We start from the raw sequence: 25,171 nt of genomic DNA, 5'->3' as shown, positions 1-25,171 counted from the left end.
TGTTCCGGGCTCGCCCCGGGGCCTGGGCTTACTTGGCCGCCGCCGGCAGCGTGCCCTGCACGCCCTGGACGAACCAGTCCATGTGCGCGATGGCCTCGTCGCCGAGCGCCCCCTTGTCCTGCCGCACGCGGCCGGCCTGGTCCACCAGGCGCCCGCCGAAGGGCAGCAGCTTGCCCGCGGCGATGTCGCGCCGGCGCGCGAGCACGTCCTCGCGCAGCGCCTTGGGCAGCCTGGGGTTGAGCGCGGCCAGCTCGACCATGCCGTCCTTGAAGCCGCCCAGGGTGGCCGCCGGCCTCCAGCGCTGCGCCATCACCGCTTGGGCCGCCTGCGTATAAAAGCCGCCCCAGTTGGCGACCACGGCGGCGAGCTGCGCGTGGGGAGCGAAGCGGCTCATGTCGCTGTGGTAGGCCACGATCTGCACGCCCTTCTCCTCGGCGGCCTGCGGCACGGCGGGCGAGGCGCTGTGGTTGGTGAGCACGTCGGCCCCGGCACTGACGAGCGACAGCGCCGCCTCGCGCTCGCGGGCCGGGTCGAACCACGCGTTGAGCCACAGCACTTTCACCTGCGCCTTGGGGTTGGCGGCCTGCATGCCGAGGGTGAAAGCGTTGATGCCCTGGATCACCTCCGGCACCGGGAAGCCGGCCACGTAGCCGGCCGTGCCGCTCTTGCTGGATTTGCCCGCCAGGTAGCCGGCCAGCCAGCGGCCCTCGTAGAAGCGGGCGTTGTAGGTGCCCAGGTTGGCCGCGGTCTTGTAGCCGCCCGCGTGCTCGAACTTCACGTTCGGGAAGTCGGCCGCCACGCGCAGCGCGGGCTCCAGGTAGCCGAAGCTGGTGGCGAAGATCAACTGGTGGCCCTGCGCGGCCAGGTCGCGCATCACGCGCTCGCTGTCCGGCCCCTCGGCCACGGCTTCCACCACCGTGCTCTTCACGCCGGCGCCCAGCGCCTTTTCCATGGCCTGGCGGCCCAAGTCGTGCTGGAAGGTCCAGCCGGCCTGGCCCACGGGCGTGACGTAGACGAAGCCGACCTTGAGCGGCGGCGCGGACGGGGCTTGGGCAGGCGCCGCAACGGAAAAAGCGGCAAGGCACGCGGCAGGCAGCGCGCCGCGCAAGAGGTTTTTGAACATGGTTATCCTCGACATGGCCACCAAAAATCAACGCGCCGGCGGTGGCGTCCGGCGCGCGCGAAAGGGCGGGATTGTAGTGAGGGGGAACCCGGAGGGCCGCGGGCGCTTCCAAGCCCGCATCCACCTCCTGGGAGACTTTCCATGCTGCTTCTGATCTGGTCCCTGGCCGCCCTGGGCCTGGCGTTTTGCGCGCTGCTGGCCTGGGCCCTGTACGCGCTGCTGCGCATGGATCCGGCTTGGCTCAACGACCTGCCCGGCCTCGCGCAGCGCCTGCCCATGCAGGAGTGGCTGAACCACGCCTTTCCCGGCTGGCAAGGCTTGCTGGGCTGGGCGGTGGACACCGCGCACTGGATGCTGGGCTGGGCCGGCGCGGCCGCGCCCGTGGTGGCCTGGATCGTCTTCGCGCTGTGCGCCTTCTTCGTCCTGGGCGGCGCGGCGCTGCTGACCCTGGCGGTCAAGCTGCTGCGCCGCAAGCCGCTGCCGGCCCGCGCCGCGGCCTGAGCAGGCCTTCGCGGCGACAGCGCTTCATCCCCCTGGCGCAGCGCGCCATCCAGCGCTGGCGCCATGCGTGAAATAACTCGCACCCCATCGGAGATCAGTACACGCATCCACAATCCAGACACCCAATTGAGTGGGGAGGCTCCCTAGCATCACATCCGTTTACATGCAGCAACGCGCTGCCGGAGACCCCCGATGCCGACCCCCACCCGTTCCCTGTCCCTGCTGGCCCTGGCCGGCGCCCTGTACGCCTGCGGTGCCGCCCACGCGGGCGACCACGCCCACTGGGAATACAAAGGCCACGCCGGCGCCACGCATTGGGCCGAGCTGGACAAGGCCTTCGAGACCTGCAAGCTCGGCTCCGAGCAGTCGCCCATCGACATCCGTGCGGCCAAGAAGAGCGGCGAGCTGCCCGCCATCGGCTTCGGCTACACGGCCGGCGACGCCGAAGTGGTCAACAACGGCCACACCATCCAGGTCAACCTGCCCGCGGGCGGCACGGTGAAGCTGGCTTCCGGCGACTACAAGCTGCTGCAGTTCCACTTCCACACGCCCAGCGAGGAGAAGGTCAACGGCCACGCCTACCCGCTGGTGGCGCACATGGTGCACAAGAACGACGCGGGCGAGCTGGCCGTGGTGGGCGTGCTGTTCCGCGAAGGCAAGGAAAACGCCGCACTGGCCAAGGTGTTCGCCGCCATGCCCAAGCAAGAAGGCGGCAAGGCCGCGCTGGACGGCGGCTTCGACCCCGCGGCGCTGCTGCCCAAGACGCAAACCTACTGGTCCTTCAAGGGCTCGCTGACCACGCCGCCCTGCAGCGAGGGCGTGAAGTGGCAGGTGCTGCAGACGCCGGTGGAACTGTCCAAGGCGCAGCTCGCGACCTTCCGCAAGCTCTACCCGATGAACGCCCGCCCGGTGCAGCCGCTCAACGGCCGCATCGTCCTGACGGCCGGGGGCTGACGCCACGGCACGCCGCGCGCGGCCCTGCACAGGCGTCCGCGCGGCGGCTTCAGGGCCCCCGGGCAACGCCCGCGGGCTCGCGGAGCCGGCGGACAATGGGCCCATCGCCCGCCTGACCCTGTCCGCCTTGAACCTGCACCGCCTGGACCTCGTCTCCCTCGCCCTGTTCGGCTTCGTGGCCCGCAGCGGCAGCATCAGCCGCGGCGCGGAGCTGGCCCACCTGGCGGTGGGCGCGGCCAGCAAGCGCATCTCCGACCTGGAGGCCGCCGTGGGCGCGCCGCTGCTGGAGCGGCACTCGCGCGGCGTGACGCTCACGCCCGCGGGCCAGGCGCTGCAGCGGCACGCGCAGCGCATCCTGGGCGACGTCGACCAGCTCGCCGCGGAGCTGTCGGACTTCGCCGCCGGCGTGGTGGGCGTGGTGCGGCTGTGGGCCAACACCTCGGCCGTCATCCAGTTCCTGCCCGCCGACATCGCCGCCTTCGTGGCGGACAACCCCGGCATCCGCATCGAGCTGGAAGAGCGCGACAGCGCCGACGTGGTGCTGGCCGTGGCCGACGGCCGCGCCGACCTGTGCATCTACGCCGAGCGCACCGCGCCGCTGGGCCTGCAGTCGCTGCCCTACCGGCAGGACAGGCTGGTGCTGGTCGTCCGCCACGACCACCCGCTGGCCGCGCGCGAGTCGCTGGACTTCGTGGAGGCCACCGACTTCGAGTTCGTCAGCCTCTCGGCCGGCACCTCGCTGGCGCAGCGGCTGCAACTGGAGTCCGCCGCGCTGGGCCGGCGCCTGAAGCTGCGCATCCAGGTGCGCAGCTTCGACGCCATGTGCCACATGGTGGCCGCGGGCCTGGGCGTGGCGGTGCTGCCGCAAGCCGCGGTGCAGCCGCACCTGGTGTCCATGGGCCTGCGCAAGCTGGAGCTGCGCGACGCCTGGGTGACGCGCGAGCTGCTGCTGGGCGCGCGCGACTTCGCCGCCCTGCCCCGCCCGGCGCGGCTGCTCATGGACCACCTGCTGCAAGGCCGCTCGCGCCAGCTCCACGCCCTGCGCCCGCCCGCGCCCTGAATCGCCCGCGCGGCCTGCGGCTTTCGCGTTCCGCGAAAGCTCGTCTCCGTCCCCCGTCATTCCTTGCCCAAGCCGCGCTGAACACAATGGCGGCCACCCAAGGAAACGCTTGCAGGAGACGCCCCATGACCCCGATCAACCTCCCGACCAGCGCGCTGCAGGGCGTGCGGGTCATAGAGATGGGCCAGCTCATCGCCGGCCCCTTTGCCGGCAAGACGCTGGCCGACTTCGGCGCCGAGGTCATCAAGATCGAAGCGCCCGGCAGCGGCGACCCGCTGCGCAACTGGCGCCTCATCCAGGACGGCACCTCCGTGTGGTGGCAGGTGCAGTCCAGGAACAAGCGCTCCATCGCGCTGGACCTGCGCAGCGCCGAGGGCCAGGACATCGCCCGCCAGCTCATCAAGGAAGCCGACGTGCTGATCGAGAACTTCCGCCCCGGCACGCTGGAGGGCTGGGGCATGGGCTACGAGCAGCTCAGCGAGATCAACCCCGGCCTGGTCATGCTGCGCATCTCCGGCTACGGGCAGACCGGCCCCTACCGCGACCTGCCCGGCTTCGGCGCCATCGGCGAGGCCATGGGGGGCTTGCGCCACCTCACCGGCGAGCCCGGCCGCGTGCCGGTGCGCTGCGGCATCTCCATCGGCGACACGCTGGCCGCGCTGCACGGGACCATCGGCGTGCTCATGGCGCTCTACCACCGCCAGGCGCACGGCGGGCGCGGCCAGGTCATCGACGTGGCGCTGCACGAGGCGGTGTTCAACGTGATGGAAAGCCTCATCCCCGAGTACAGCGCCTTCGGCGCGGTGCGCGAGGCCGCGGGCAGCGCGCTGCCGGGCATCGCCCCGTCCAACGCCTACCGCTGCGAGGACGGCTACGTGCTCGTGGCCGGCAACGGCGACAGCATTTTCAAAAGGCTCATGTCCACGATTGGCCGCGACGACCTGGGCAACGATCCGGCACTGGGCGACAACGCGGGCCGCGTCAAGCGCGTAGCCGAGATAGACGCCGCCATCGAGGCCTGGACCAGCCAGCGCCGCGTGGCCGACGTGCTGGAAGCACTCAACGCCGCGCGCGTGCCCGTGGGCAAGGTCTACACCGCGCGCGACATCGCCGAGGACCCGCACTACCGCGCCCGCGACATGCTCCTCACGCAGCGCACGCGCGACGGCCACGAGGTGCAAGTGCCCGGCATCGTGCCCAAGCTCATGGGCACGCCGGGCAGCCTGCGCACGCCGGCTCCGAAGCTGGGCGACGACACCGACGCGGTGCTGCGCGAGATCGGCCTGACCGAGGAACAAATCGCCGCGCTGCGCGCGCGCAAGGTGGTGGCATGAGCACGAACATGGGCACGAGCGTCTGGAACGGCGCGGGCCGCCGCATCCACATGCAGGAGGTGGGCACGCGCGACGGGCTGCAGGTGGAGCCCTGCTTCGTCCCCACCGGGGACAAGATCGCCCTGGTCAACGCGCTGTCGCGCGCCGGGCTGGCCAAGATCGAGGTCACGGCCTTCGTCTTGCCGCAGGCCATTCCCGCGCTGCGCGACGCCGAACAGGTGCTGCGCGAGATCGAGCGCGCGCCCGGCGTGGTCTACAGCGCCCTGGTGCCCAACGTGCGCGGCGCCGAGCGTGCCATCGACGCCCGCGCCGATGAGCTGAACCTCGTGATGTCGGCCAGCGAGAGCCACAACCTGGCCAACCTGCGCATGACGCGGGCGCAGTCCTTCCAGGCGCTGTCCGCGGTGAGCGCCATCGCGCGCCAGGCCGGCACCGCCGTGAACGTGTCGCTGTCATGCAGCTTCGGCTGCCCCATGGAAGGTGACGTGCCGCAGGACACCGTGTGGGACTGGTGCGCGCGCTACGTGGAGGCCTTGGGCGCGCGCGGCGTGACGCTGTGCGACACCACCGGCATGGCCTACCCCGGCCAGGTCGCGGCCCTGGTGCGCGGCTTCAAGCGCCGCTGGCCGGACACGGAGCTGACGCTGCACTTCCACAACACGCGCGGCATGGGCCTGGCCAACGTGCTGGCCGCCATCGACGCGGGCGCCGACCGCTTCGATGCCTCGTTGGGCGGCTTGGGCGGCTGCCCCTACGCGCCGGGCGCCACGGGCAACGTGTGCAGCGAGGAGATCGTCCACGCCCTGCAGCTCATGGGCTACGACACCGGCGTGGACCTGGAGCAACTGCTGGAGGCCGCGCACCGGCTGCCTGCGCTGGTGGGCCACGCCGTGCCCAGCCAGCTCGTGGCCGCCGGCCGCCGGCTGGATTTGCACCCGCTGCCCGCCGACTTCGACGCGATTCGCGAGCGGGCGCTGGCACGCGGCTGAGCCGCCTCGCCGCAGCGACCAAAACGTCTTCGTCACACCCGCGAAGGCGGGTGTCCACGAACACCGGGCCGCATCGTGGCCTGCGTGGATGCCCGCTTTCGCGGGCATGACGAGGGAAGGCTTCAGCCTCCATCAGCAAACGCGGCATCGCCGCATTCCACAACACAACCGGAGACAAGCATGAACAAGCACAAGCGCCATTTCACCCTGCTGGCCCTGGCGGCCGCGGCCACCCTCGCCGCCGGCCCTGCCGCCGCCCAGGGCGGCTACCCGAACAAACCCGTCACGCTGATCGTCCCCACCGCCCCGGGCGGCACCACCGACATCGCCGCGCGCATGCTGGCCGAGCCGCTGGGCAAGGCGCTTGGGCAGACGGTGATCGTGGACAACCGCGGCGGCGCCAACGGCGCGGTGGCGGCCGTGGCCGTCAAGCGCGCCGAAGCCGACGGCTACACGCTGCTCATGCAGTACTCGGGCTACCACGTCATCACGCCGCACGTGAGCAGCCAGCCGCCGCAGTGGACCTTCGACGACCTGCGCCCCGTGGCCAACGTGCTCAGCGCGCCGCAGGTCATCGTGGTGCGCGAGGGCCTGCCGGTGAAGTCCATGGGCGAGCTCGCCGCCTACGCCAAGGCCCATCCGGGCAAGCTGGCCTACGCCTCCTCAGGCAACGGCTCGCTGCAGCACGTCACGGGCGCGATGCTGGAGCAGCAGGCCGGCATCCAGATGAACCACATCCCCTACAAGGGCACGGGCCCGGCGCTGCAGGACCTGCTGGGCGGCCAGGTGGACCTCACTTTCGGCACCCCGCCGCCCTACATGCCCCACATCGCCACGGGCAAGCTGCGCGCGCTGGCCGTCACGGGCAAGGCGCGGCTGCCCTCGCTGCCCAATGTGCCCACCGCCGCCGAGGCCGGGCTGCCCAAGCTGGACGCCACCTCCTGGTTCGCCGTCTTCGCCCCGGCCAAGACGCCGCAGGCCGTGGTGGACAAGCTCAGCGCCGAGATCGCCAGGATCGTCGCCACACCCGCCTTCAAGCAAAAGGCCGCCGAGCAGGGCGCGGCGGCCGATTACATGAGCCCGCAACAGTTGGGCGACTACAGCCGCGCCGAGCTCGCGCGCTGGGGCCAGGTGGTCAAGGCGTCCAGGATCTCGGCGGACTGAAGGCCGCTTCAGCCGGCGCGGCGCTGCGCCTGACGGCGCCGCAGCGCCACGCCCACCACGCCCAGGCCGAACAGCGCCAGCGCGGAGGGCTCGGGGATGGGCCGCACGCCGTAGAGGAAGCGCGCGCCGGCGATGTCGTCGGCCTGCAGGCCGCGGAAGCGCTCGGTGTAGAACGCGTTCATCAGCGCGTCGGTGCGCGGCGTGTGCTCCAGGCCCAGCGAGTGGCCTATCTCGTGCGTCACGACCTGGAAGACGTCGTAGCCGTTGCCGCCGAAACCAATTTTCCAGCGCTCGGCCGTGTCCATGAAGATGTCGCCCGCGGCGCTCAGGCCGTTGACCGGCGGGAAGTAGCTGTAGGCCAGCGTGCCGGCGCTGCCGTCCACGAAGTGCGCGCCGATGCGGATGTCGCCGGAGCGCGTGGCGGCGTTGAAGGCGGCGCCGTCGTCGGCGACCTGCACGAACTTGATGTTGGCGACCTTGGACCAGGCGTCGAAGGCGCTGCGGATTTCCGTGAGGAAGCCCCCGGGCAGGAAGGCGCCCAGCGCCGTGGTGGAGCAGCCCAGGAAGGCCGCCTCGCAGCTCACGCCGCCGCCCATCACGCTCCAGGTCACGGTGGCGCCGGTGCCGTACTCGGGGCTGCCCCACTTGCCCGGGCTGGTGGGCCCAAGCACGTAGGCCGACGCGGACAGGGGCACGGCCAGCGCCGCCATCAGTGCCAGGCTAGACAGGATCTTGTTCACGTCACCTCCAGGAGTTGCAAGGAGGCCCGCGCGGGGCGCCGGCCACCCGCACAACCCCGGCCAGCCCACTTGATGAAAGTCAGGGGATCTGAGGCCAGGCGCCGAGTATCCGCGGCGGGCGGCGCCCCATGAAGGCCTTGCCTAACCCTGAATAAGTGAGTGGGCGGCCCCGAAAAGGCAACGAAAAGTCATCGCCCTCTTGGGGGATGCGGTGGGCCGTGCCGGCTCTGCCCACCGGCTTGAGGGAGGAGTGAAACCGCGCGTTTACAGCGCCGCGCCGAACACGGCGTCGAGCTGGCGCTTCCAGCCGTCCTTGGTGGCCTGGTCCACGAAGCTGGCCTCGAAGCTGTTGAGCGCAAGTTGATACGCCTCGCGCGCGCCCAGTTGCGGCAGCGCCTCGAACAGCTCCACGAAGTTCTGGTTCAGGTAGCCGCCGAAGTAGGCCGGGTCGTCGGAGTTGACCGTCACCACCAGCCCCTGCTGCAGCAGCGTGGCGATGTTGTGCTCGCCCAAGTGCTTGAACACGCACAGCTTGACGTTGGACAGCGGGCACACCGTCAGCGGCACGCGCTCGCGTGCCAGGCGCTGCACGAGCTCAGGCTTCTCGACGCAGCGCACGCCGTGGTCTATGCGCTCGGCCTTGAGCAGGTCCAGTGCCTCCTCGATGTAGGCCGGCGGCCCCTCCTCGCCCGCGTGGGCCACGATGTGCAGGCCCAGCTCGCGGCACTTGGCGAACACGCGCTCGAACTTGGAGGGCGGATGGCCGCGCTCGCTGCTGTCCAGGCCCACGCCCACGAAGTACTGGCGCCAGGGCAGCGCCTGCTCCAGCGTCTTGAAGGCGTCCTCTTCGCTGAGGTGGCGCAGGAAGCACATGATCAGCCGGCTGCTGATGCCCAGCTCCTGGTGCGCGCGCTGGCAGGCGTGGTGCAGCCCGCGCACCACGGTTTCGAAGGAGACGCCGCGCTCGGTGTGCGTCTGCGGGTCGAAGAACAGCTCGGCATGCACCACGTTGTCGGCCGCGGCGCGCTCGAAGTAGGCCCATGCCATGTCGAAGAAGTCTTCCTCCTTGAGCAGCACGCTGGCGCCGGCGTAGTAGATGTCGAGGAAGCTTTGCAGGTCCGAGAAGGCGTAGGCCGTGCGCAGCGCCTCCACGCTGCCGTACTTGAGCGCCACGCCGTTGCGCTGCGCGAGCTTGAAGATGAGCTCGGGCTCCAGCGAGCCTTCGATGTGGATGTGCAGCTCCGCCTTGGGCATGCGGCGCAGCAGCGCGTCGAGCGGTTCGTGGGTGCTAGGGGTGGTCATGGCGGCTGTAGCCTTCCGTATGGGGTCGATGGTTGATTTTCGCCTTTGGCAACCTGCGGCGCAGCGGCTCCCGGCGGGCGGCGGCCGTGGTCGCGGCGCCTCACCACGTCCCACGCCCGATGCCGGGCGGACACAAAAAAAGCCGCCGGGCCCAGGGCCGCGGCGGCTGTCAGGCATCGGGGCCGAAACTGCCGCGGCCCCGGCGTGGTGCGCTTTACTTGGCGCTGGGCAGCTTGCCCTCGACGCCCTTCACGTAGAAGTTGATCTTGTGCAGGAAGTCGTCGTCGGCGGTCTCGCCGTCCTTGAGCACGGGCTTGCCGTCCTGGCCGGCGATGGGGCCCTTCCAGATGGCGAAGCTGCCGTCCTTGAGGCCGGACTTGACCTTCTCCAGCGCCTCCTTGGCGTCGGCGGGCACCTTGTCGGACAGCGCCACCAGGTCGATGGCGCCTTCCTTGACGCCCCACCAGGTGTTGGGGCCGGTCTTCCAGCTGCCTTCGAGCATCTCGCCCACGGCCTTCTTGTAGTACGGCGCCCAATTGATGACGGCCGAGCCCAGGTGCGCGCTGGGGCCGAACTTGCTCATGTCCGAATCCCAGCCGAAGCCGTACTTGCCGGCCTTCTCGGCGGTCTGCAGCACGGCCGAGGAGTCGGTGTTCTGCATCAGCACGTCGGCGCCCTGGTTGATCAGGCTTTGCGCGGCCTCGCCTTCCTTGGGCGGATCGAACCACTTGTTGACCCACACCACCTTGGTCTTGGCGGCCGCGTTGACCGACTGCGCGCCCAGCGTGAAGGCGTTGATGTTGCGGATGACCTCGGGGATGGGAATGGAGGCGACCACGCCCAGCGTGTTGCTCTTGGTCATCTTGCCGGCGATCACGCCGGCCATGTAGGCGCCCTCGTAGGTGCGGCTGTCGTAGGTGCGCAGGTTCTCGGCGCTCTTGTAGCCGGTGGCGTGCTCGAACTTCACGTCCGGCGAGTCGGCGGCCACCTTGAGCATCTGCTCCATGTAGCCGAAGGTGGTGCCGAAGACGAGCTTGTTGCCCTGCCCCACCATGTCGCGGATCACCCGCTCGGCGTCCGCCGCCTCGGGCACGTTCTCCACGAAGCTGGTGACGATGCGGTCACCGAACTCCTTTTGCACTTCCAGGCGCGCGCGGTCGTGGGCGAAGGTCCAGCCCGCGTCGCCCACCGGGCCGACGTAGGCGAAGGCCACCTTCAGCGGCTCGGGCTTGGCCGCGGCCGGGGCCGAGGCGGCTGCCGGCGCGGAAGCGGCCGCGGGCGCGGCCTCTTCCTTCTTGCCGCAGCCCACCAGGGCCGCGGTGGCCGCCAGCGAAGCCATGCCCGTCAGGCGCAGCAGCGATCGCTTGGAAATCGTCATGAATGTCCTCTCTTGGGGTATGCGAGGTTGTTGGGGGAAGACGTGTCGTTCGCAGCCCTGGTTGCGCGCGCAGCCGCACGCATCATGAGCCCGGGAAGAAGGGTTTGCCGAGCGAGGCCGGCATGTTGGCGCGGATCCAGGTCGGGTTGCGCGAGATGAGCACCAGCACGGCGATGGTGGCGAGGTAGGGCAGCATGGTCAGCAACTGGCTGGCCACTTCCACGCCCTCGCCCTGCAGGTGGAACTGCAGCATGGTCACGCCGCCGAAGAGGTAGGCGCCCAGCAGCACGCGCGCGGGGCGCCAGGTGGCAAACGTCGTGAGCGCCAGCGCGATCCAGCCCTTGCCGGCAATCATCCCCTCCACCCACAGCGGCGTGTAGATGACGGAGACGTAGGCGCCGGCCACGCCGCACAGCGCGCCGCCGGCCATCACCGCGGCCAGCCGGATGCGCCGCACCGGGTAGCCCAGCGCATGCGCCGACTCCGGCGACTCGCCCACCGCGCGCAGCACCAGCCCGGCGCGCGAGCGGTACAGGAACCAGCTCAAGGCCACCGCCAGCACGATGGCGATGTAGACCATGGGGTGCTGCTTGAAGAAGGCCGGCCCCACGAAGGGAATGTCCGCCAGGCCCGGGATCTCGAAGCGCGTGCGCTCCGGCAGCTTTTCCTGCGTGTAGCGGATGCCCGCGAAGGCCGAGAAGCCTGCGCCGAAGAGGCTCAGCGCCAGGCCCGTGGCGTACTGGTTGGTGTTGAGCCAGATGACCAGCGCGCCAAAGGCCGCGGCCAGCAGCGCCCCGGCCGCGGCGCCGGCGGCAAAGGCCAGCGTGTCAGAGCCGGTGTGCACGGCGGTGGCGAAGCCGGCGATGGCGGCCACCAGCATCAGGCCTTCGGCGCCGAGGTTGACGATGCCGGCGCGTTCGTTGATCAGGAGACCGAGGGCCGCGATGGCCAGCACGGTGCCGGCGTTGAACGTGGCGGCCAGCAGCAGGGCAAGCGCTTCCATCTCAGGCCTTCCTTTCCACGGTCGCCGCCACGGCGGAAGACGCCGCCGCGGCGCGGGCGCCGCGCTGCCAGCGCAAGCGGTAATGGATGAGCGTGTCGCAGGCCAGCAGGCTGAACAGCAGCAGGCCCTGGAACACGCCGGTGATGGATTTGGGCAGGCCCAGCCGCGACTGCGCCAGTTCCCCGCCGATGTAGAACATGCTCATCAGGATGGCGGACAGCGCGATGCCGCCCGGATGCAGCCGCCCAACGAAGGCGACGATGATGGCCGCGAAGCCGTAGCCCGCGGGCACGTGCGGCGTGAGCTGGCCCAGCGGCCCAACGGCCTCCAGGGCGCCGGCCAGGCCCGCCATGCCGCCGGACAGCAGCAGCGCCGTCCACAGCGCGCCGCGCGACGAGAAGCCCGCGTAGCGCGCGGCCAGCGGCGCCAGCCCGCCGACCTGCAGCTGGAAGCCCGCGTAGGTGCGGAACATGAACAGCCACGTCAGCGCCACCGCGCCCAGCGCGATCAGCACGCCGATGTTGGCGCGCAGCCCGGCCACCAGCCGCGGCAGCTTGGTGGCCGCGGCGAAGGTGATGGTCTGCGGGAAGTTGAACCCTTGCGGGTCCTTCCACGGGCCGTAGACCAGGTAGCCCAGCAGCAGCTCGGCCACGTAGACCAGCATCAGGCTCACCAGGATCTCATTGGCGTTGAAGCGGTCGCGCAGCAGCGCGGTGAGGGCCGCCCAGAACATGCCGCCCAACACGCCGGCGGCCAGGATGGGCAGGACGATCCAGCCGCTGCTGTCCGGCCCGGCCTGCATGGCCACCCAGCCCGCGCCCAGCGCGCCCAGGATGAACTGGCCTTCGGCGCCGATGTTCCAGACGTTGGAGCGGAAGCACACCGCCAGGCCCAGCGCGATGAGCACCAGCGGCACGGCCTTGATGCTGAGCTCGGCCCAGGCGCGCGCGTCCTTGACCGGTTCCAGGAAGAAGAGTTGCAGGCCGCGCACCGGGTCCTTGCCCAGCATGACGAACAGGCCCACGCCTATGAGCACCGTGAGGGCCAGCGCCAGCAGCGGCGAGGCCCAGGACATGAGGCCGGACGGTTGCGGCCGGGCTTCGAGTTTCAACATGAATGTGTTCAGGCGAAGGTCAGGCCGCGACGGCCCCGGACTCGGACTCGGACTTGGGCCACAGCCCGCTCATCCAGGCCCCGATCTGCTCGATCGTGGCCTGCGCGGTGGGAATGCTTGGGCTCAGGCGCCCTTGGGCGATGACGACCAGCCGGTCGCTGATCTCGAACAGCTCGTCGAGCTCCTCGCTCACCACCAGCAGCGCGCAGCCCGCGTCGCGCAGCTTCAGCAGCTCCCCGCGGATCTGTGCCGCCGCGCCCACGTCCACGCCCCAGGTGGGCTGCGAGACGATCAGGAGCTTGGGCTTCGCGTCGATTTCGCGGCCCACGATGAATTTCTGCAGGTTGCCGCCCGACAGGCTCTTGGCCGCCGAATGCGGCCCGCCGGCCTTGACGTTGAAGCGCTCTATCAGCGACTGCGCCAGCGCCCTCACCTGCCCCTTGCGCAGCCAGCCCGCGGCGCCCACGGGCTCGGTGCGGGTGAGCAGCACGTTTTCAGCCAGCGAGAGCGTGGGCACCGCGCCGCGGCCCAAGCGCTCCTCGGGGACGAAGTGCAGGCCCAGCCTGCGGCGCTTGCGCGGCGAGGCTTGGGCGATGTCCTGGCCGAACAGCGCGATGCTGCCGCGCCCGGCGCGGCGGTCCTCGCCGGAGAGGGCCGCCATGAGCTCCTGCTGCCCGTTGCCGGAGACGCCGGCCACGCCGACGATCTCGCCCGCGCGCACCTGCAGCGCGATGTCCTGCAGCGTGGTGCCGAACACGTCCTGGCGCTCCAGCTTCAGGCGCTGCACGTCCAGCGCCACCACGCCCGGCGTGGAAGCGGCGTGGCGCAACTGCGGCGGCTCGCTGCCTATCATCAGGCGCGACAGCGAGGCGTTGGTCTCCTTCGACGGGTCCACCTCGCCCGTGACCTTGCCGCCGCGCAGCACCGTGCAGTGGTGGCAGAGGCTGCGGATCTCGTCGAGCTTGTGGCTGATGTAGAGGATGGAGCAGCCCTGCGCCGCGAGCTGGCGCAGCGTCACGAACAGCTTCTCGACCGCCTGCGGCGTGAGCACCGAGGTCGGCTCGTCGAGGATGAGCAACTGCGGCCGGCCCATGAGCGCGCGCACGATTTCCACGCGCTGGCGCTCGCCCACCGAGAGGCTGTGCACGGGACGCAGCGGGTCCACTTCCAGCCCGTACTCCTTGGACACCTCGCGCATGCGCGAAACCACCTCCGGCAGCGCCATGGACTTGTCCAGGCCCAGCCAGACGTTCTCGGCGGCGGTGAGGGTGTCGAAGAGCGAGAAGTGCTGGAACACCATGGAGATGCCCAGCGCCCTGGCCTCGTGCGGATTTCGCACCTGCACGGGGCGGCCGTTCCAGCGGATTTCTCCTTCGTCCGGACGCACGGCCCCGTAGATGATTTTCATGAGCGTCGACTTGCCGGCGCCGTTCTCACCCAGCACGGCGTGTATCTGGCCGGGTGCGACGCGGAGGCTGACGCCATCGTTGGCCTTGACGGCCGGGTACTGCTTGCTGATGCCCACCAGCTCCAGGCGCAACATGGACGCTGAACTCCCAGGGATGCCGGCAAAGGGGGACCGGCAAAAGGTGTAATTGTGCTATGGCCGCACGAGGCTCCAGCCCCAGCACGGTGCACGGGCCGGTCCGCGCGTGACGCGGTACCGGCCCGGCCGTATACAACTTGCAGCTTTCGTGCCGGCAATCCCTGTATTCAATGCCCTCCCAGCAGCGCAAACCGCAGCAGGAACACGCCCGCGATCAGCCAGCTCATGAAGTGCACCTGCCTGGCCTGCCCCGTCAGCAGTTTCAACACGGCGTAGGTGATGAAGCCGAAGGCCAGCCCGTTGGCGATGGAGTACGTGAAGGGCATGGCCAGCGCCGTGACGGCGGCGGGGATGACCTCGGTGCTGTCGTCCCAGTTCAGCTCGGTGAGCTCGCGCAGCATCAGGCAGGCCACGAAGAACAGGGCCGGCGCCGTCGCATACGCGGGCACGGCGCCGGCCAGCGGCGCGATGAACAGGCAGGCCAGGAACAGCACCGCCACCGTCACCGCCGTGAGGCCCGTGCGGCCGCCGGCCTGCACGCCCGTGGCGCTCTCGATGTAGGCCGTGGTGCTGGACGTGCCCAGCATGGAACCGGCGAAGATGGCGCCGCTGTCGGCCAGCAGCGCCTTGTTCATGCGGTCCATCTTGCCTTCCTTGAGCAGACCGGCGCGCTTGGCCACGCCCATGAGCGTGCCCGTGGCGTCGAACAGCTCGACCAGGAAAAAGACCAGCACCACGTTGAGCACGCCACCGGCCAGCGCGCCCTTGACGTCCAGCTGCATGAAGGTCGGCGCGATGGACGGCGGCGCCGAGAACACGCCCTTGAAGTGGTTGCCGCCCACCAGGAAGGACAGCGCCGTCACCGCCACGATGCCAATCAGGATGGCGCCGCGCACCTGGAAGCGGTCCAGCACCACGATCAACAAGAAGCCCAGCACGGCCAGCAGCACCGGCGTCTGGTGCACGTCGCCCAGCGTCACGAAGGTGGCCTTGGACGGGGCGACGATGCCCGCGCTCTTGAGCGCGATCAGCGCCAGGAACATGCCAATGCCCACCGTGATGGCCACGCGCAAGGAGTGCGGAATGCCGCGGATGATCCACTCCCGCAGCCGCAGCACCGTCACCAACAGGAACAGGCAGCCGGAGATGAAGACGGCCCCCAGCGCCACCTGCCACGGGTAGCCCATGCCGCCCACCACCACGTAGGCAAAGTAGGCGTTGAGCCCCATGCCCGGCGCCAGCGCGATGGGGTAGTTGGCGAACAGCCCCATCACCAGCGTGCCGAAGGCCGCGATCAGGCAGGTGGCGACGAACACCGCCTCGCGCGGCATGCCCGCGTCGCCCAGGATGCTGGGGTTGACGAAGACGATGTAGGCCATCGTCAGGAAGGTGGTGAGCCCGGCGATGAGCTCGGTGCGCACGTTGGTGCCGTGCTCCCTCAACTTGAACATTCGCTCCACCAGGGAGCGGTTGGCGCCAACGGCAGCGGGGTCGGGCATGGCTGCGGCCTCCGGGGGGATGTCTACAGGCGTGACGATGCGCCCACCGGGCACGGTGGTATCGGACAGGGCCATGGTTTGTCTCCGGTTTTTTCAGTCCTTGCGGACAGGTTTGAAGCGCTTCTGTGGCGCTTTGATGGGAAGGCGTTGGGCCGTCAGGCGCGGCGCCAGCGCTCGGTGCCCGCCACCCAGGCGGACACCAGGTTCCTCTCGTCGCCCAGCGTCATCCAGGCGAACACGCGTTCGTGCAGCTCGCGCGCCAGGCGGTCGCGGTGTTGGGCCAGCGGACCATGCGCCCAGTCCCACAGCGCCAGGTCGGCCGTGGCGCCCATGTCCAGCGAGCCGATCTCGCTCTCCAGTTGCAGCGCCCGCGCCGCGCCGCGCGTGGCGGCGTAAAGCGCCTTCCAGGCCGTGAGCTTCACGCCCTGCAGCGCCTGCACCTTGTAGGCTTCGGCCAGCGTGCGGACCATGGACAGCGTCGTCCCCGCGCCCACGTCGGTGGCCAGCGACACGCCCACGCCGGCCGCCTGCAGCCTGGCCCAGTCCAGCAGCCCGCTGCCCAGGAACAGGTTCGAAGTCGGACAGTGCGCGACCTGCGCCCCGCTGTCGGCCAGCAGCGCGCGGTCGGCGTCGTCCAGCCAGATGCCGTGCGCCAGCACCGAGCGCTCGTTGAGCAGCCCGTGCGAGGCGTACACGTCCAGGTAGCTGCGCGCCTCGGGAAAGAGCGACGCCACCCAGCCCACCTCGTCGCGGTTCTCGGCCACGTGCGTGTGCATGTAGGTGCCCGGGTAGCGCGAGAGCAGCTCGCCGGCCATGCTCAATTGCGCGGGCGTGCTGGTGGGCGCGAAGCGAGGCGTGAGCGCATAGGCGGCGCGGCCGCGGCCGTGCCAGCGCTCGATCAGCTCCACGCAGTCGGCCCGCGCCGACACCACGTCGTCGCTCAGGTAGTCCGGCACGTGCCGGTCCATCAGCACCTTGCCGGTGATGAGCCGCATGCCGTGGCCGGCAGCGGCCTGGAACAGCGACTCCACCGACACCTTGTGCACCGTGGGGAAGACCACGGCCGAGGTCGTCCCGTGCGCCAGCAGCAGGTCCAGGAAGCGGTCCGCCCCCTCGCGCGCCGCCACGGCTTCCTCGAAACGCCGCTCGGCCGGAAACACGTAGCGCTCCAGCCAGGGCAGCAGCGCCTCGCCGTGGCTGGCGATCACGTCGAGCTGCGGGCAGTGCACGTGCGTGTCTATGAAGCCGGGCAGCAGCAGCCGGCCGCTGAAATCGCGCTTGTCCCAGTCGTCGCCCGGCGTCTCGCGCGTGCGGCCGGCGATGCGGCCGTCCTCCACCAGCAGCCAGCAGTCGGGGTCGAAGCGCACCGAGGGCGCGTCCACCGATGAAAGGCCGGGGTCGGCCGTGATGTCCAGCAAATCGGCACGCAGGGCCAGGCGGTTATTCATGCGGAGTCCTCCTGGGAGTCCTGAAGGGGTTGAAGAGAGGAAGCGTCGGCCGCCGACGCGGCGCCGGGCTTGGGCTGCGCCTGCGCGACCAGCCCGCGCACCACGTCGCGCACCAGCTCGCGCAGCCAGCGCGCCGCGGGCGAGGCGTGGGTGCGGTCGTGCCAGAGCTGGTAGTAGCTCAGCGGCGGGAAGGCCACGGGGCAAGCCACCACCCGCACCGCCAGCCGCTCGGCATAGCGCGCGCAAAAGAGGCGCCCCGTGGTGAGCACCAGGCGCGAGCGCGCCACCATCAGCGGCGCCAGGCCGAAATACGGGCTGCGCACGGCGATGCGCCGCGACAGCCCTTGGGCGTCCAGGAACTCGTCGATCACGCCGCGCGCCCCCGGGTGCAGCGGCGTGGGCGCCACGTGCTCGGCGGCGAGGTAGCGCTCGGCGTCCCAGGCGCCCGGGTAACGCACGGCCGGGTGGTCCGCGGCGACGAGGCAGACGACCTCGTCGGCAAAGAGCCGCGCCAGGTGCAGCTCGCCCGGAGGCTGCAGCCAGTTGCCGATGACCAGCTCGACCTCGCCGCGGGCCAGCGCGCGGCGGTAGTCGTAGGCGCCGGAAAGGGCATGGATCTCCAGGTCCACGTTGGGCGCGGTCTCCTTCAGCCGCGCCACCAGCGCGGGCAGGAAGAGCGGGTCGAGGTAGTCGCTGGCGGCAATGCGGAACGACTGCCGCGCGGTGGCCGGCTCGAAGGCCCGCGCCCCCGCGCCGCCGAACAGCGTGGCCGCGTGCCGCAGCAGCTCGCCCGCCGGTTCCAGCAGCTCCTGCGCCAGGGGCGTGGCCACCATGCCGCTGCCCGCGCGCACCAGCAGCGGATCGCCCACCAGATGGCGCAGCCGCCGCAGCTGCGCGCTGACGGCAGGTTGCGTGCTGCCCAGCTTGAGGGCGGCGCGCGAGACGCTGCGTTCGGTGATCACGGTGTGCAGGACCTTGACGAGTTGGAGCTCGATCTTGTCCAAAGCCGAAGCTTGCGCCATACGACCATCCCCATACAGAACATGCGCTTCATCGTATACACCGCGGCAGGCCAGCGTGTACCTTTGCGGCCATGAACACCCCCCAGCGCCCCATCCGTTTCTTCCATCGCGGCGGCATCGTGTCGGTGCAGTCCGCTCCTACCCGCAGCGTGCTGCAGTGGCTGCGCGAAGACGCCACCTGCACCGGCACCAAGGAAGGGTGCAACGAGGGCGACTGCGGCGCCTGCACGGTGGTCGTGGCCGAGCTGGCCGACACGCCGGGGCCGGACGTGGTGCGCGGCCTGCGCCTGCGCAGCGTCAACGCCTGCATCCGCTTCCTGCCCACGCTGGACGGCAAGGCGCTGCTGACGGTGGAAGACCTCAAGCCCGCCGCCGGCGGCACCCTGCACCCCGTGCAGCAGGCGCTGGTGGACTGCCACGGCTCGCAATGCGGCTTCTGCACGCCCGGCTTCGCCATGTCGCTCACCGCCTGCTACGAGCGCCACTGCGAGGCCGGCACCCGGCCCACGCGCCAGGAGCTGGCCGATGAGTTGGCCGGCAACCTCTGCCGCTGCACGGGCTACCGGCCCATCCTGGACGCCGGCCAGAAGATGTTCGACCTGAGCACCGTGCGCCTGGACACCGCGCCCATCGTCGCGGCGCTCCAGCAGCTCCAGGCCGAGCCGCCCCTGTCCCTGCCCGGCTTCGAGGCACCGCGCTCGCTGGACGACCTGGCCGCCCTGCGCGAGGCCCGCCCGCAAGCCACGCTGCTGGCCGGCGCCACCGACATCGGCCTGTGGAACAACAAGCAGTTCCGCCCGCTGCCTGAGCTGCTCTACGTCGGCGACGTCAAGGAGATCCAGCGCATCGAGGCACTGGACGGCGGCGCGCTGCGCATCGGCGCCGGCGCCTCGCTGGAGGACGCCTGGACGGCCCTGGCCGAGCGCGTCCCCGAGCTGCGCGAGGTGTACCTGCGCTTCGCCTCGCCGCCCGTGCGCCACGCCGGCACCTTAGGCGGCAACGTCGCCAACGGCTCGCCCATCGGCGACGGCGCGCCCGTGCTCATGGCGCTGGGCGCCACGCTGGTGCTGCGCAAGGGCGCGCGCGAGCGCCGGCTGCCCATCGAAGAGTTCTACGTGGACTACATGAAGAACCGCCTGGAGCCCGGCGAGCTGCTGCAGGCCATGGAGGTGCCGCCGCTGTCTCCCACCGCCGCCGTGCGCGTGTGGAAGATCGCCAAGCGCTACGACAGCGACATCTCCGCCGTCTGCGGCGCCTTCAACCTGGAGCTGGACGGCGAGCGCGTGAAGGCCGCTCGCTTCGTCTTCGGCGGCATGGCCGCCATCGTCAAGCGCGCCGCCAGCGCTGAAGCGGCGGTCATCGGCCAGCCATGGACCGAAGCCACCGCCCACGCCGCCATGGCCGCGCTGAAGCACGACTTCACCCCGCTCACCGACCAGCGCGCCAGCGCCGACTACCGGCTTCGCGTGGCGCAAAACCTGCTGCTCAAACTCTGGCTGCAGACGCGCACCGATGCGGCGCCTCTTCCGGTGCAAGCCGGCAGCGTGTGGGCCGCGGCCTGAGCCAGGAGGACAAGACCATGAACCGAGCCGTTGAAAGCTTCCTGAGCACCGACCCCGCCGCCGCCGCGGCCTCCGCCGCCCGCGTGGGCGTGCCCCGCGCGCACGAATCCGCCCACCTGCACGTCGCGGGCGCCGCGCAGTACGTGGACGACATCCCCGAAGTCGCCGGCACGCTGCACGCCGCGCTGGGCCTGTCGCCCGTCGCCCACGGCACGCTCAACGCCGTGGACGTGGCGGCGCTGCGCTCGCAACCGGGCGTGGTGGCCGTGCTGACCGCGGCCGACATCCCCGGCGTCAACGACTGCGGCGCCATCCACCACGACGAGCCCATCCTCGCCGCCGGCCAGGTGATGTACCTGGGCCAGGCCGTGTTCGCCGTCATCGCCACCGACCGCGAGTCGGCCCGCCGCGCCGCCGCGCTGGCCAAGAAGGTGCTGGACATCACGCCGCTGGCGCCCGTGCTCACCGCCCGCGAGGCCCATGCCCGCGGCCAGTACGTGGTGCAGCCCATGCACATGGTGCGCGGCGACGCCCAGGCCGCCATCGCCGCCGCCCCGCACCGCCTGCGCGACACGTTCACCTTGGGCGGCCAGGAGCAGTTCTACCTGGAGGGCCAGATCAGCTACGCCGTGCCGCAGGAGGACGGCTGCCTCAAGGTCCACTGCTCCACCCAGCACCCCAGCGAGATGCAGCACGTGGTGGCGCACATGCTGGGCAAGGCCAAGCACCACGTGCAGGTCGAGTGCCGGCGCATGGGCGGCGGCTTCGGCGGCAAGGAATCGCAATCCTCCGTGTTCGCCGGCGTTGCCGCGCTGGCCGCCTTCAAGCTTGGGCGGGCCGTGAAACTCAGGCCCGACCGCGACGACGACTTCATGGTCACCGGGCGGCGGCATCCGTTCGAGTTCTCGGTGGACGTGGGCTTCGACGACGAGGGCCGCCTCCTGGGCGTGGAGGTGGACATGCTCACCAACGCCGGCTGGAGCGCGGACCTGTCCTCCGCCGTGATGGGCCGCGCGCTCTGCCACTTCGACAACGCCTACTGGCTGCCCAACGTGGCCATGCACGGCTACTGCGCGCGCACCAACACGCAGAGCAACACCGCCTTCCGCGGCTTTGGCGGCCCGCAGGGTGCCTACGCCGTGGAGCACATCATGGACACCGTGGCCCGGCGCCTGGGCCGCGACCCGCTGGCCGTGCGCCGCGCCAACTTCTACGGCGTGGACGAGCGCAACGTGACGCCCTACGGGCAGACGGTGGAAGGCAACGTCATGGCGCCGCTGGCGGCGGAGCTGGAGGCGACGTCCGGCTACCAGGCCCGCCGCGCCGAGATCGCCGCCTGGAACGCCACCAGCCCGGTGCTCAAGCGCGGCATCGCGCTCACGCCGGTGAAATTCGGCATCAGCTTCAACGTGCAGCATTTGAACCAGGCCGGCGCGCTGGTGCACCTCTACAGCGACGGCTCCTGCCTGGTGAACCACGGCGGCACGGAGATGGGGCAAGGCCTCAACACCAAGGTGGCGCAGGTGGTGGCGCAGGAGCTGGGCCTGAGTTTTGAGCGCATCCGCGTCACGGCCACGGACACCTTCAAGGTGGTCAACACGTCCGCGACGGCCGCCTCCACCGGCAGCGACCTCAACGGCAAGGCCGCGCAGGACGCCGCGCGCCAGATCCGCGAACGTTTGACGGCCTTCGCCGCGCAGAAGCACGGCTGCGACGCGGCTGAAATCCGCTTCGCCAACGACCAGGTGCACCTGGGCGGCGAGCGCCGCATGCCGCTGGACGACCTCCTCCTGGAGGCCTACCTCGCCCGCGTGCAGCTCTGGAGCGACGGCTTCTATGCGACGCCCGGCCTGAGCTGGGACCCCAAGGCCATGAAGGGCCGGCCCTTCTACTACTACGCCTTCGGCGCCGCCGTGTCCGAGGTGGTGGTGGACACGCTCACGGGCGAATCCAAGCTCTTGCGCACCGACCTGCTGCACGACGTGGGCAAGTCGCTGAACCCGGCCATCGACCTGGGCCAGGTGGAAGGCGGTTTCGTGCAGGGCATGGGCTGGCTGACTATGGAAGAGTTGATCTGGCATCCCAAGACCGGCGCCCTGCTCACCCACGCGCCCAGCACTTACAAGATTCCGACGGCCAATGACGCGCCGGCCGTCTTCAACACGCGGCTTTTCGACAACAGCAACGTGGCCGACAGCATCCACCGCAGCAAGGCCGTGGGCGAACCGCCGCTGCTGCTGGGCTTCAGCGTGTGGCACGCCATACGGGACGCGGTGTCGTCCGTGGGCCAGCACCGCGTCGACCCGCCCCTGCGCGCCCCCGCGACGGCCGAGGCCGTGCTGGATGCCGTGGACGCCGTGCGCGCCGCCATCGCCACCCCCGCTGCCGTGGCGGCGGCCGTGGAAGCCGTGGCCCAGTGAGCACCGCCGCGCTGCAGGCCACGGCGCGCGAGTGGCTCGCGCGCGGCGAGCCGTCCATTGAAGTGCGCGTGGCCGAGGCGCGCGGCTCCGCGCCGCGCGAGGCCGGCGCCCGCATGCTGGTGGCCGCGCGCCGCGTGGCCGGCACGGTGGGCGGCGGGCACCTGGAATTGCAGGCCATTCAAATCGCCCGGGACATGCTGGCGGCTGGTGAAACCCTGCCGCGTGAAAAGCATTTCCCCCTGGGCCCGGCGCTGGGTCAGTGCTGCGGCGGCGCGGTGACGCTGGCCTTCGAGCCGCTGACGGACGCCGTCATGGCGAACTGGCCGGCACCCAAGCCGCGCTTCAACTTGCAGCTTTACGGCGCCGGCCACGTTGGGCGGGCCATTGTCCATTTGCTCTCCGGCATCGACTGCAAGGTGCAGTGGATTGACGAGCGCGAAGAGGAATTTCCCGAAGGGCCGCTGCCGCCGCACATCGAAAAGGTTTGCGTGGATGCGGTGGAGGGCGAAGTTGATATTGCCGAGCCCGGCACCTTTTATCTGGTGCTCACGCACAACCACGACCTGGATATGCGGATCACCGAAGCGGTATTGCGGCGCGGGGATTTCTGTTTTCTGGGGCTGATCGGCTCGCAGACCAAGCGGGCGAGATTCCTGCACAGGTTTGAGGCCCGCGGCATTCCGGCTGAAACGCTTTCGCGCATGACTTGTCCGATTGGGATACCGGGGATTGAGGGGAAGGAGCCGGAGGTGCTGGCGATTTCGGTGGTGGGGCAGTTGCTGCAGGTGGCCAGCGGCAAGTGACCATTGAGTAATTGAGTAATCAATTGGATATTGAGTATTAACGCATCCTATCGATCAAACCCGCCTCGCACCCTGACCCGTCATGCCCGCGAAGGCGGGCATCCACGAGCGCAGAGGTGCAGCCTTGGGATTGCCTCACACAAGGCCACCGTTTTCAAGGTACTGGATCGGTATTCGTGGATGCCCGCTTTTGCGGGCATGACGAAGTAGAAGGCGGAATAAATCGACTTACAGGCCGCAATGTGCAGTCCATTTGCCACAACAAGCCCCGCCCTCACCGAATAACTCAATATCTCAAACCATTTCCAGTCATCGCCAAATACAATTCAATTTGCCTGCGTAAACTTCCAATCCTGAAATTCCCTCGGCCTTAGCCCATACCGCGCCAACACCCCCTCGTGCAACCTTCTCAACTCCTCCACGATCAACGCCCGCACCGCCTCCCTTTCCAATTCCGGCACAGCCTCGGCCACCCGCCCCTGAACGATTGAAACCGCGTCCACCCCCGGCCGCGTCACCACTTCCCGCACGGCAGATTTAATGAGTTCCCGCCAAGCCAGCCGCAGTGGGTCCGGCTGCGCCAATTCCTGACGAATTGCCAGATACTCCTGCGTAGAACGCTCATAAGCCCAAACGTAGAGATCGCGCAGCAATTCCACCCGCATCATTTCATACACGCCCAGCACGGCGCGGCTGTAGGCGGCTTGCGGAACGTCCAGAAAAGTCATCGGACAGAGGTTGGCGCGAAACAGCGGCAAATTGGCCGCCAGCCGCGAGGTGCGCTTATTCAAATCAGCGAAGGGTTGCAGATAAGGCAGGTGCACCATCACGAAAAAGGACTGCTCGAACGGGTCCTCGATGCGGTTCACCTTGTCCAGCAGCAAATCCAGCGCTTCATCGATTTGCTGCGGCGCCGACAGCGGCCAGTACACGCTTTGCGCGATATCCACCGCGTGCCGGCGGATGCGCCCCTCGTCGGACGGGTTGGGCAGCAGGTTTTCCGACAGCGCGCTGTGCAAATTCATGAGCGTGAAGCGGTTGAAACCCACGTCGGTGATGTTTTCCACCAGCAGCTCTAGGCGCCCTTGTGGTTGAGGATCATCTGCGTCTCGAACGCCGCCTTGCCTTGCGCCGCCCGGCCGTGTTCGATCAGCTCGCGCGTATCCAGACGCGAATACGTGTTGCCCTCCAAATGGCTGGAAGCCCAGGAGAGGTCTATCAGCAGCCGCCCAAGGATGGCGCGGCTGTAGGTACCCGCCGGCGCCTCGGCCTGCGCCGTGCGGCCCATCTCGTGCAACTGGCGCCGCAGCGGCTGCGGCAAATAAAAGCTGCGGTTGGGCTCGTAGCCGGCCAGGAAGTCGCGCTGCCAGCCCACCGGCCTGCGTTGCGTCAGCGGCTGCTCGACGTAAGCCAGGACGTCCCGGCTGTCAGGGGCCAGGGGAATGCCTGGCGGGAAGGCGTCCGGCTCTGCTGCTGGAAGCTTGGCCTCCGCACCGAAGTAGCGGCGTCCCCGGGCCTGTCCTTGCGCCCGGATGTTTCCGGCATCCAGCATTTGGCTGATCCAGCGCTGCGCTGTGCGGCGGGCAACGCCCGGATGCCGGGCCAGAAGCTCCGGCATGGACAACCCTTCGGGGCTGGATTGGATGGACTTCAGCAGCGCCGCCGCCGAGTCTTTATCTGACGCGATGTCGTCTGACATGGCGCGATTCTGGCGCGCTTAGCGCGAATCGCGCCATTTCAGTGGCGCGGTTTTGGCGCGATTCTCCCGAATCGCGCCATTTACCTCAGCCGTTGACCGTGATCAGCGCACCACCCCCAGCTCCGTGCGCTCCCCGGCGCGGTACGTGTACAGCGTCAGCGCGCCGTTCTTGATGTCGCCCTTGCTGTCGAAGGCCACCGGGCCGGTGATGCCCTTGTAGGAAATGTTGGCCAGCACCGGCAGGTATTTACTCGGCTCAGCCGAGCCCGCCTTGACCATGGCCTCGGCCATCACCATCGCGGCGTCGTAGGTGTAGGGGGCGTAGATCTGCACGTCGGTGCCGAAGCGCTTCTTGTAGTCGGCCTTGAACTTCTCCATGGCGCCGCGCTGCGCGGCCTCCACGCCGCCGGCGCTGGCGCAGACCACGCTGTCGTCGGCCACAGAGCCGGCCGAGAGCTTGGGCAGCTCCACCGAGCACACGCCGTCGCCACCCATGAGCTTGGCCTTCAC

22 protein-coding genes are annotated in these 25,171 nt (G+C 69.8%); 9 read left to right on the top strand and 13 right to left on the bottom strand.

What is annotated here, in order from left to right; all coding sequences use genetic code 11:
- Positions 1–28: 28 nt before the first annotated feature.
- Entirely contained in the window at positions 29–1,123 is a 1,095-nt protein-coding gene (locus ALA01S_RS21985; protein WP_066341068.1) for a BMP family ABC transporter substrate-binding protein, read from the bottom strand.
- Between the two features lie 141 nt (positions 1,124–1,264).
- On the opposite strand from ALA01S_RS21985, the gene ALA01S_RS21980 reads away from it, so the two are divergent.
- The 6 genes from ALA01S_RS21980 (at position 1,265) to ALA01S_RS21955 (ending at position 7,125) form a co-directional block, all read left to right on the top strand.
- Positions 1,265–1,624: a hypothetical protein gene (locus tag ALA01S_RS21980; RefSeq protein WP_066341066.1), complete on the top strand. Its 360-nt coding sequence runs from the start codon at positions 1,265–1,267 to the stop codon at positions 1,622–1,624.
- Between the two features lie 192 nt (positions 1,625–1,816).
- Complete coding sequence (locus ALA01S_RS21975) at positions 1,817–2,578, top strand: carbonic anhydrase (RefSeq protein ID WP_066341064.1); 762 nt, start codon at positions 1,817–1,819, stop codon at positions 2,576–2,578.
- A gap of 127 nt (positions 2,579–2,705) precedes the next feature.
- Complete coding sequence (locus ALA01S_RS21970) at positions 2,706–3,638, top strand: LysR substrate-binding domain-containing protein (protein ID WP_066341060.1); 933 nt, start codon at positions 2,706–2,708, stop codon at positions 3,636–3,638.
- Positions 3,639–3,763: 125 nt separating this feature from the next.
- Positions 3,764–4,972 carry a CaiB/BaiF CoA transferase family protein gene (locus ALA01S_RS21965; RefSeq protein WP_066341058.1) on the top strand — a complete coding sequence of 403 codons (1,209 nt, stop codon included), beginning with the start codon at positions 3,764–3,766 and terminating at the stop codon, positions 4,970–4,972.
- Positions 4,969–5,961 (top strand): hydroxymethylglutaryl-CoA lyase, encoded by a 993-nt coding sequence (locus ALA01S_RS21960; RefSeq protein WP_174548649.1) that lies wholly within the window; start codon positions 4,969–4,971, stop codon positions 5,959–5,961. Before ALA01S_RS21965 ends, ALA01S_RS21960 begins: the two co-directional genes overlap by 4 nt.
- A gap of 180 nt (positions 5,962–6,141) precedes the next feature.
- The gene (locus ALA01S_RS21955) at positions 6,142–7,125 is read left to right on the top strand and encodes a Bug family tripartite tricarboxylate transporter substrate binding protein (RefSeq protein ID WP_066341056.1); all 984 of its coding nucleotides are present in this window, start codon (positions 6,142–6,144) and stop codon (positions 7,123–7,125) included.
- An 8-nt stretch (positions 7,126–7,133) separates the two neighbouring features.
- On the opposite strand, the gene ALA01S_RS21950 is transcribed toward ALA01S_RS21955, so the two are convergent.
- The 9 genes from ALA01S_RS21950 to ALA01S_RS21910 form a co-directional block, all read right to left on the bottom strand.
- A complete protein-coding gene (locus ALA01S_RS21950; RefSeq protein WP_066341054.1) occupies positions 7,134–7,865 on the bottom strand; it encodes a matrixin family metalloprotease in 732 nt (243 codons plus the stop codon).
- A 264-nt stretch (positions 7,866–8,129) separates the two neighbouring features.
- Positions 8,130–9,167, bottom strand: a complete 1,038-nt coding sequence (locus tag ALA01S_RS21945; protein WP_066341052.1) for an adenosine deaminase — start codon at positions 9,165–9,167, stop codon at positions 8,130–8,132.
- A gap of 214 nt (positions 9,168–9,381) precedes the next feature.
- Positions 9,382–10,545: a BMP family ABC transporter substrate-binding protein gene (locus ALA01S_RS21940; protein WP_066341045.1), complete on the bottom strand. Its 1,164-nt coding sequence runs from the start codon at positions 10,543–10,545 to the stop codon at positions 9,382–9,384.
- Between the two features lie 82 nt (positions 10,546–10,627).
- Complete coding sequence (locus ALA01S_RS21935) at positions 10,628–11,548, bottom strand: ABC transporter permease (RefSeq protein ID WP_066341043.1); 921 nt, start codon at positions 11,546–11,548, stop codon at positions 10,628–10,630.
- Position 11,549: 1 nt separating this feature from the next.
- Positions 11,550–12,662, bottom strand: coding sequence for an ABC transporter permease (locus ALA01S_RS21930; protein WP_066341041.1), 1,113 nt, complete (start codon positions 12,660–12,662; stop codon positions 11,550–11,552).
- A gap of 19 nt (positions 12,663–12,681) precedes the next feature.
- Entirely contained in the window at positions 12,682–14,205 is a 1,524-nt protein-coding gene (locus tag ALA01S_RS21925; protein WP_066341038.1) for an ABC transporter ATP-binding protein, read from the bottom strand.
- Positions 14,206–14,375: 170 nt separating this feature from the next.
- Complete coding sequence (locus ALA01S_RS21920; RefSeq protein ID WP_066341080.1) at positions 14,376–15,707, bottom strand: NCS2 family permease; 1,332 nt, start codon at positions 15,705–15,707, stop codon at positions 14,376–14,378.
- 155 nt (positions 15,708–15,862) lie between these two features.
- The gene (gene guaD, locus ALA01S_RS21915) at positions 15,863–17,155 is read right to left on the bottom strand and encodes a guanine deaminase (protein WP_066341029.1); all 1,293 of its coding nucleotides are present in this window, start codon (positions 17,153–17,155) and stop codon (positions 15,863–15,865) included.
- Positions 17,152–18,177 carry a LysR family transcriptional regulator gene (locus ALA01S_RS21910; protein ID WP_066341027.1) on the bottom strand — a complete coding sequence of 342 codons (1,026 nt, stop codon included), beginning with the start codon at positions 18,175–18,177 and terminating at the stop codon, positions 17,152–17,154. Before ALA01S_RS21910 ends, guaD begins: the two co-directional genes overlap by 4 nt.
- Positions 18,178–18,248: 71 nt before the next feature.
- On the opposite strand from ALA01S_RS21910, the gene xdhA reads away from it, so the two are divergent.
- Genes xdhA through xdhC form a run of 3 tightly spaced genes read left to right on the top strand, consistent with a single transcriptional unit; the run spans position 18,249 to position 22,962 of the window.
- Positions 18,249–19,739 carry a xanthine dehydrogenase small subunit gene (xdhA, locus tag ALA01S_RS21905; protein ID WP_066341025.1) on the top strand — a complete coding sequence of 497 codons (1,491 nt, stop codon included), beginning with the start codon at positions 18,249–18,251 and terminating at the stop codon, positions 19,737–19,739.
- A 17-nt stretch (positions 19,740–19,756) separates the two neighbouring features.
- Positions 19,757–22,159: a xanthine dehydrogenase molybdopterin binding subunit gene (xdhB, locus tag ALA01S_RS21900; protein WP_066341077.1), complete on the top strand. Its 2,403-nt coding sequence runs from the start codon at positions 19,757–19,759 to the stop codon at positions 22,157–22,159.
- On the top strand, positions 22,156–22,962 hold the full coding sequence (gene xdhC, locus ALA01S_RS21895; RefSeq protein ID WP_084267807.1) for a xanthine dehydrogenase accessory protein XdhC: 807 nt from the start codon (positions 22,156–22,158) through the stop codon (positions 22,960–22,962). The genes xdhB and xdhC overlap by 4 nt, the downstream gene beginning before the upstream one ends.
- A 326-nt stretch (positions 22,963–23,288) precedes the next feature.
- Here the strand turns inward: xdhC and ALA01S_RS35485 are convergent, their stop codons facing one another.
- From ALA01S_RS35485 to ALA01S_RS21885, 3 genes are all read right to left on the bottom strand, one after another.
- Positions 23,289–24,029: a Fic family protein gene (locus ALA01S_RS35485; protein ID WP_373863009.1), complete on the bottom strand. Its 741-nt coding sequence runs from the start codon at positions 24,027–24,029 to the stop codon at positions 23,289–23,291.
- An 8-nt stretch (positions 24,030–24,037) separates the two neighbouring features.
- On the bottom strand, positions 24,038–24,661 hold the full coding sequence (locus tag ALA01S_RS35480) for a Fic family protein (RefSeq protein ID WP_373863008.1): 624 nt from the start codon (positions 24,659–24,661) through the stop codon (positions 24,038–24,040).
- Between the two features lie 102 nt (positions 24,662–24,763).
- A partial coding sequence (locus tag ALA01S_RS21885; protein ID WP_157119179.1) for an ABC transporter substrate-binding protein occupies positions 24,764–25,171 on the bottom strand: 408 nt, incomplete at its 5' end.

Source organism: Azohydromonas lata NBRC 102462 (assembly GCF_001571085.1).
Classification (GTDB): Bacteria; Pseudomonadota; Gammaproteobacteria; order Burkholderiales; family Burkholderiaceae_C; genus Azohydromonas; species Azohydromonas lata.
Note: the sequence above shows the minus strand (reverse complement) of the source record. Positions and strands in the feature narration are given on the sequence as shown.

Coding starts and splice junctions, on each gene's coding strand:
- ALA01S_RS21985 (WP_066341068.1), bottom strand. CDS start 1,123: ATGTTCAAAAACCTCTTGCGCGGCGCGCTGCCTGCCGCGTGCCTTGCC.
- ALA01S_RS21980 (WP_066341066.1), top strand. CDS start 1,265: ATGCTGCTTCTGATCTGGTCCCTGGCCGCCCTGGGCCTGGCGTTTTGC.
- ALA01S_RS21975 (WP_066341064.1), top strand. CDS start 1,817: ATGCCGACCCCCACCCGTTCCCTGTCCCTGCTGGCCCTGGCCGGCGCC.
- ALA01S_RS21965 (WP_066341058.1), top strand. CDS start 3,764: ATGACCCCGATCAACCTCCCGACCAGCGCGCTGCAGGGCGTGCGGGTC.
- ALA01S_RS21960 (WP_174548649.1), top strand. CDS start 4,969: ATGAGCACGAACATGGGCACGAGCGTCTGGAACGGCGCGGGCCGCCGC.
- ALA01S_RS21955 (WP_066341056.1), top strand. CDS start 6,142: ATGAACAAGCACAAGCGCCATTTCACCCTGCTGGCCCTGGCGGCCGCG.
- ALA01S_RS21945 (WP_066341052.1), bottom strand. CDS start 9,167: ATGACCACCCCTAGCACCCACGAACCGCTCGACGCGCTGCTGCGCCGC.
- ALA01S_RS21940 (WP_066341045.1), bottom strand. CDS start 10,545: ATGACGATTTCCAAGCGATCGCTGCTGCGCCTGACGGGCATGGCTTCG.
- ALA01S_RS21935 (WP_066341043.1), bottom strand. CDS start 11,548: ATGGAAGCGCTTGCCCTGCTGCTGGCCGCCACGTTCAACGCCGGCACC.
- ALA01S_RS21930 (WP_066341041.1), bottom strand. CDS start 12,662: ATGTTGAAACTCGAAGCCCGGCCGCAACCGTCCGGCCTCATGTCCTGG.
- ALA01S_RS21925 (WP_066341038.1), bottom strand. CDS start 14,205: ATGTTGCGCCTGGAGCTGGTGGGCATCAGCAAGCAGTACCCGGCCGTC.
- ALA01S_RS21920 (WP_066341080.1), bottom strand. CDS start 15,707: ATGCCCGACCCCGCTGCCGTTGGCGCCAACCGCTCCCTGGTGGAGCGA.
- guaD (WP_066341029.1), bottom strand. CDS start 17,155: ATGAATAACCGCCTGGCCCTGCGTGCCGATTTGCTGGACATCACGGCC.
- ALA01S_RS21910 (WP_066341027.1), bottom strand. CDS start 18,177: ATGGCGCAAGCTTCGGCTTTGGACAAGATCGAGCTCCAACTCGTCAAG.
- xdhA (WP_066341025.1), top strand. CDS start 18,249: ATGAACACCCCCCAGCGCCCCATCCGTTTCTTCCATCGCGGCGGCATC.
- xdhB (WP_066341077.1), top strand. CDS start 19,757: ATGAACCGAGCCGTTGAAAGCTTCCTGAGCACCGACCCCGCCGCCGCC.
- ALA01S_RS35480 (WP_373863008.1), bottom strand. CDS start 24,661: ATGTCAGACGACATCGCGTCAGATAAAGACTCGGCGGCGGCGCTGCTG.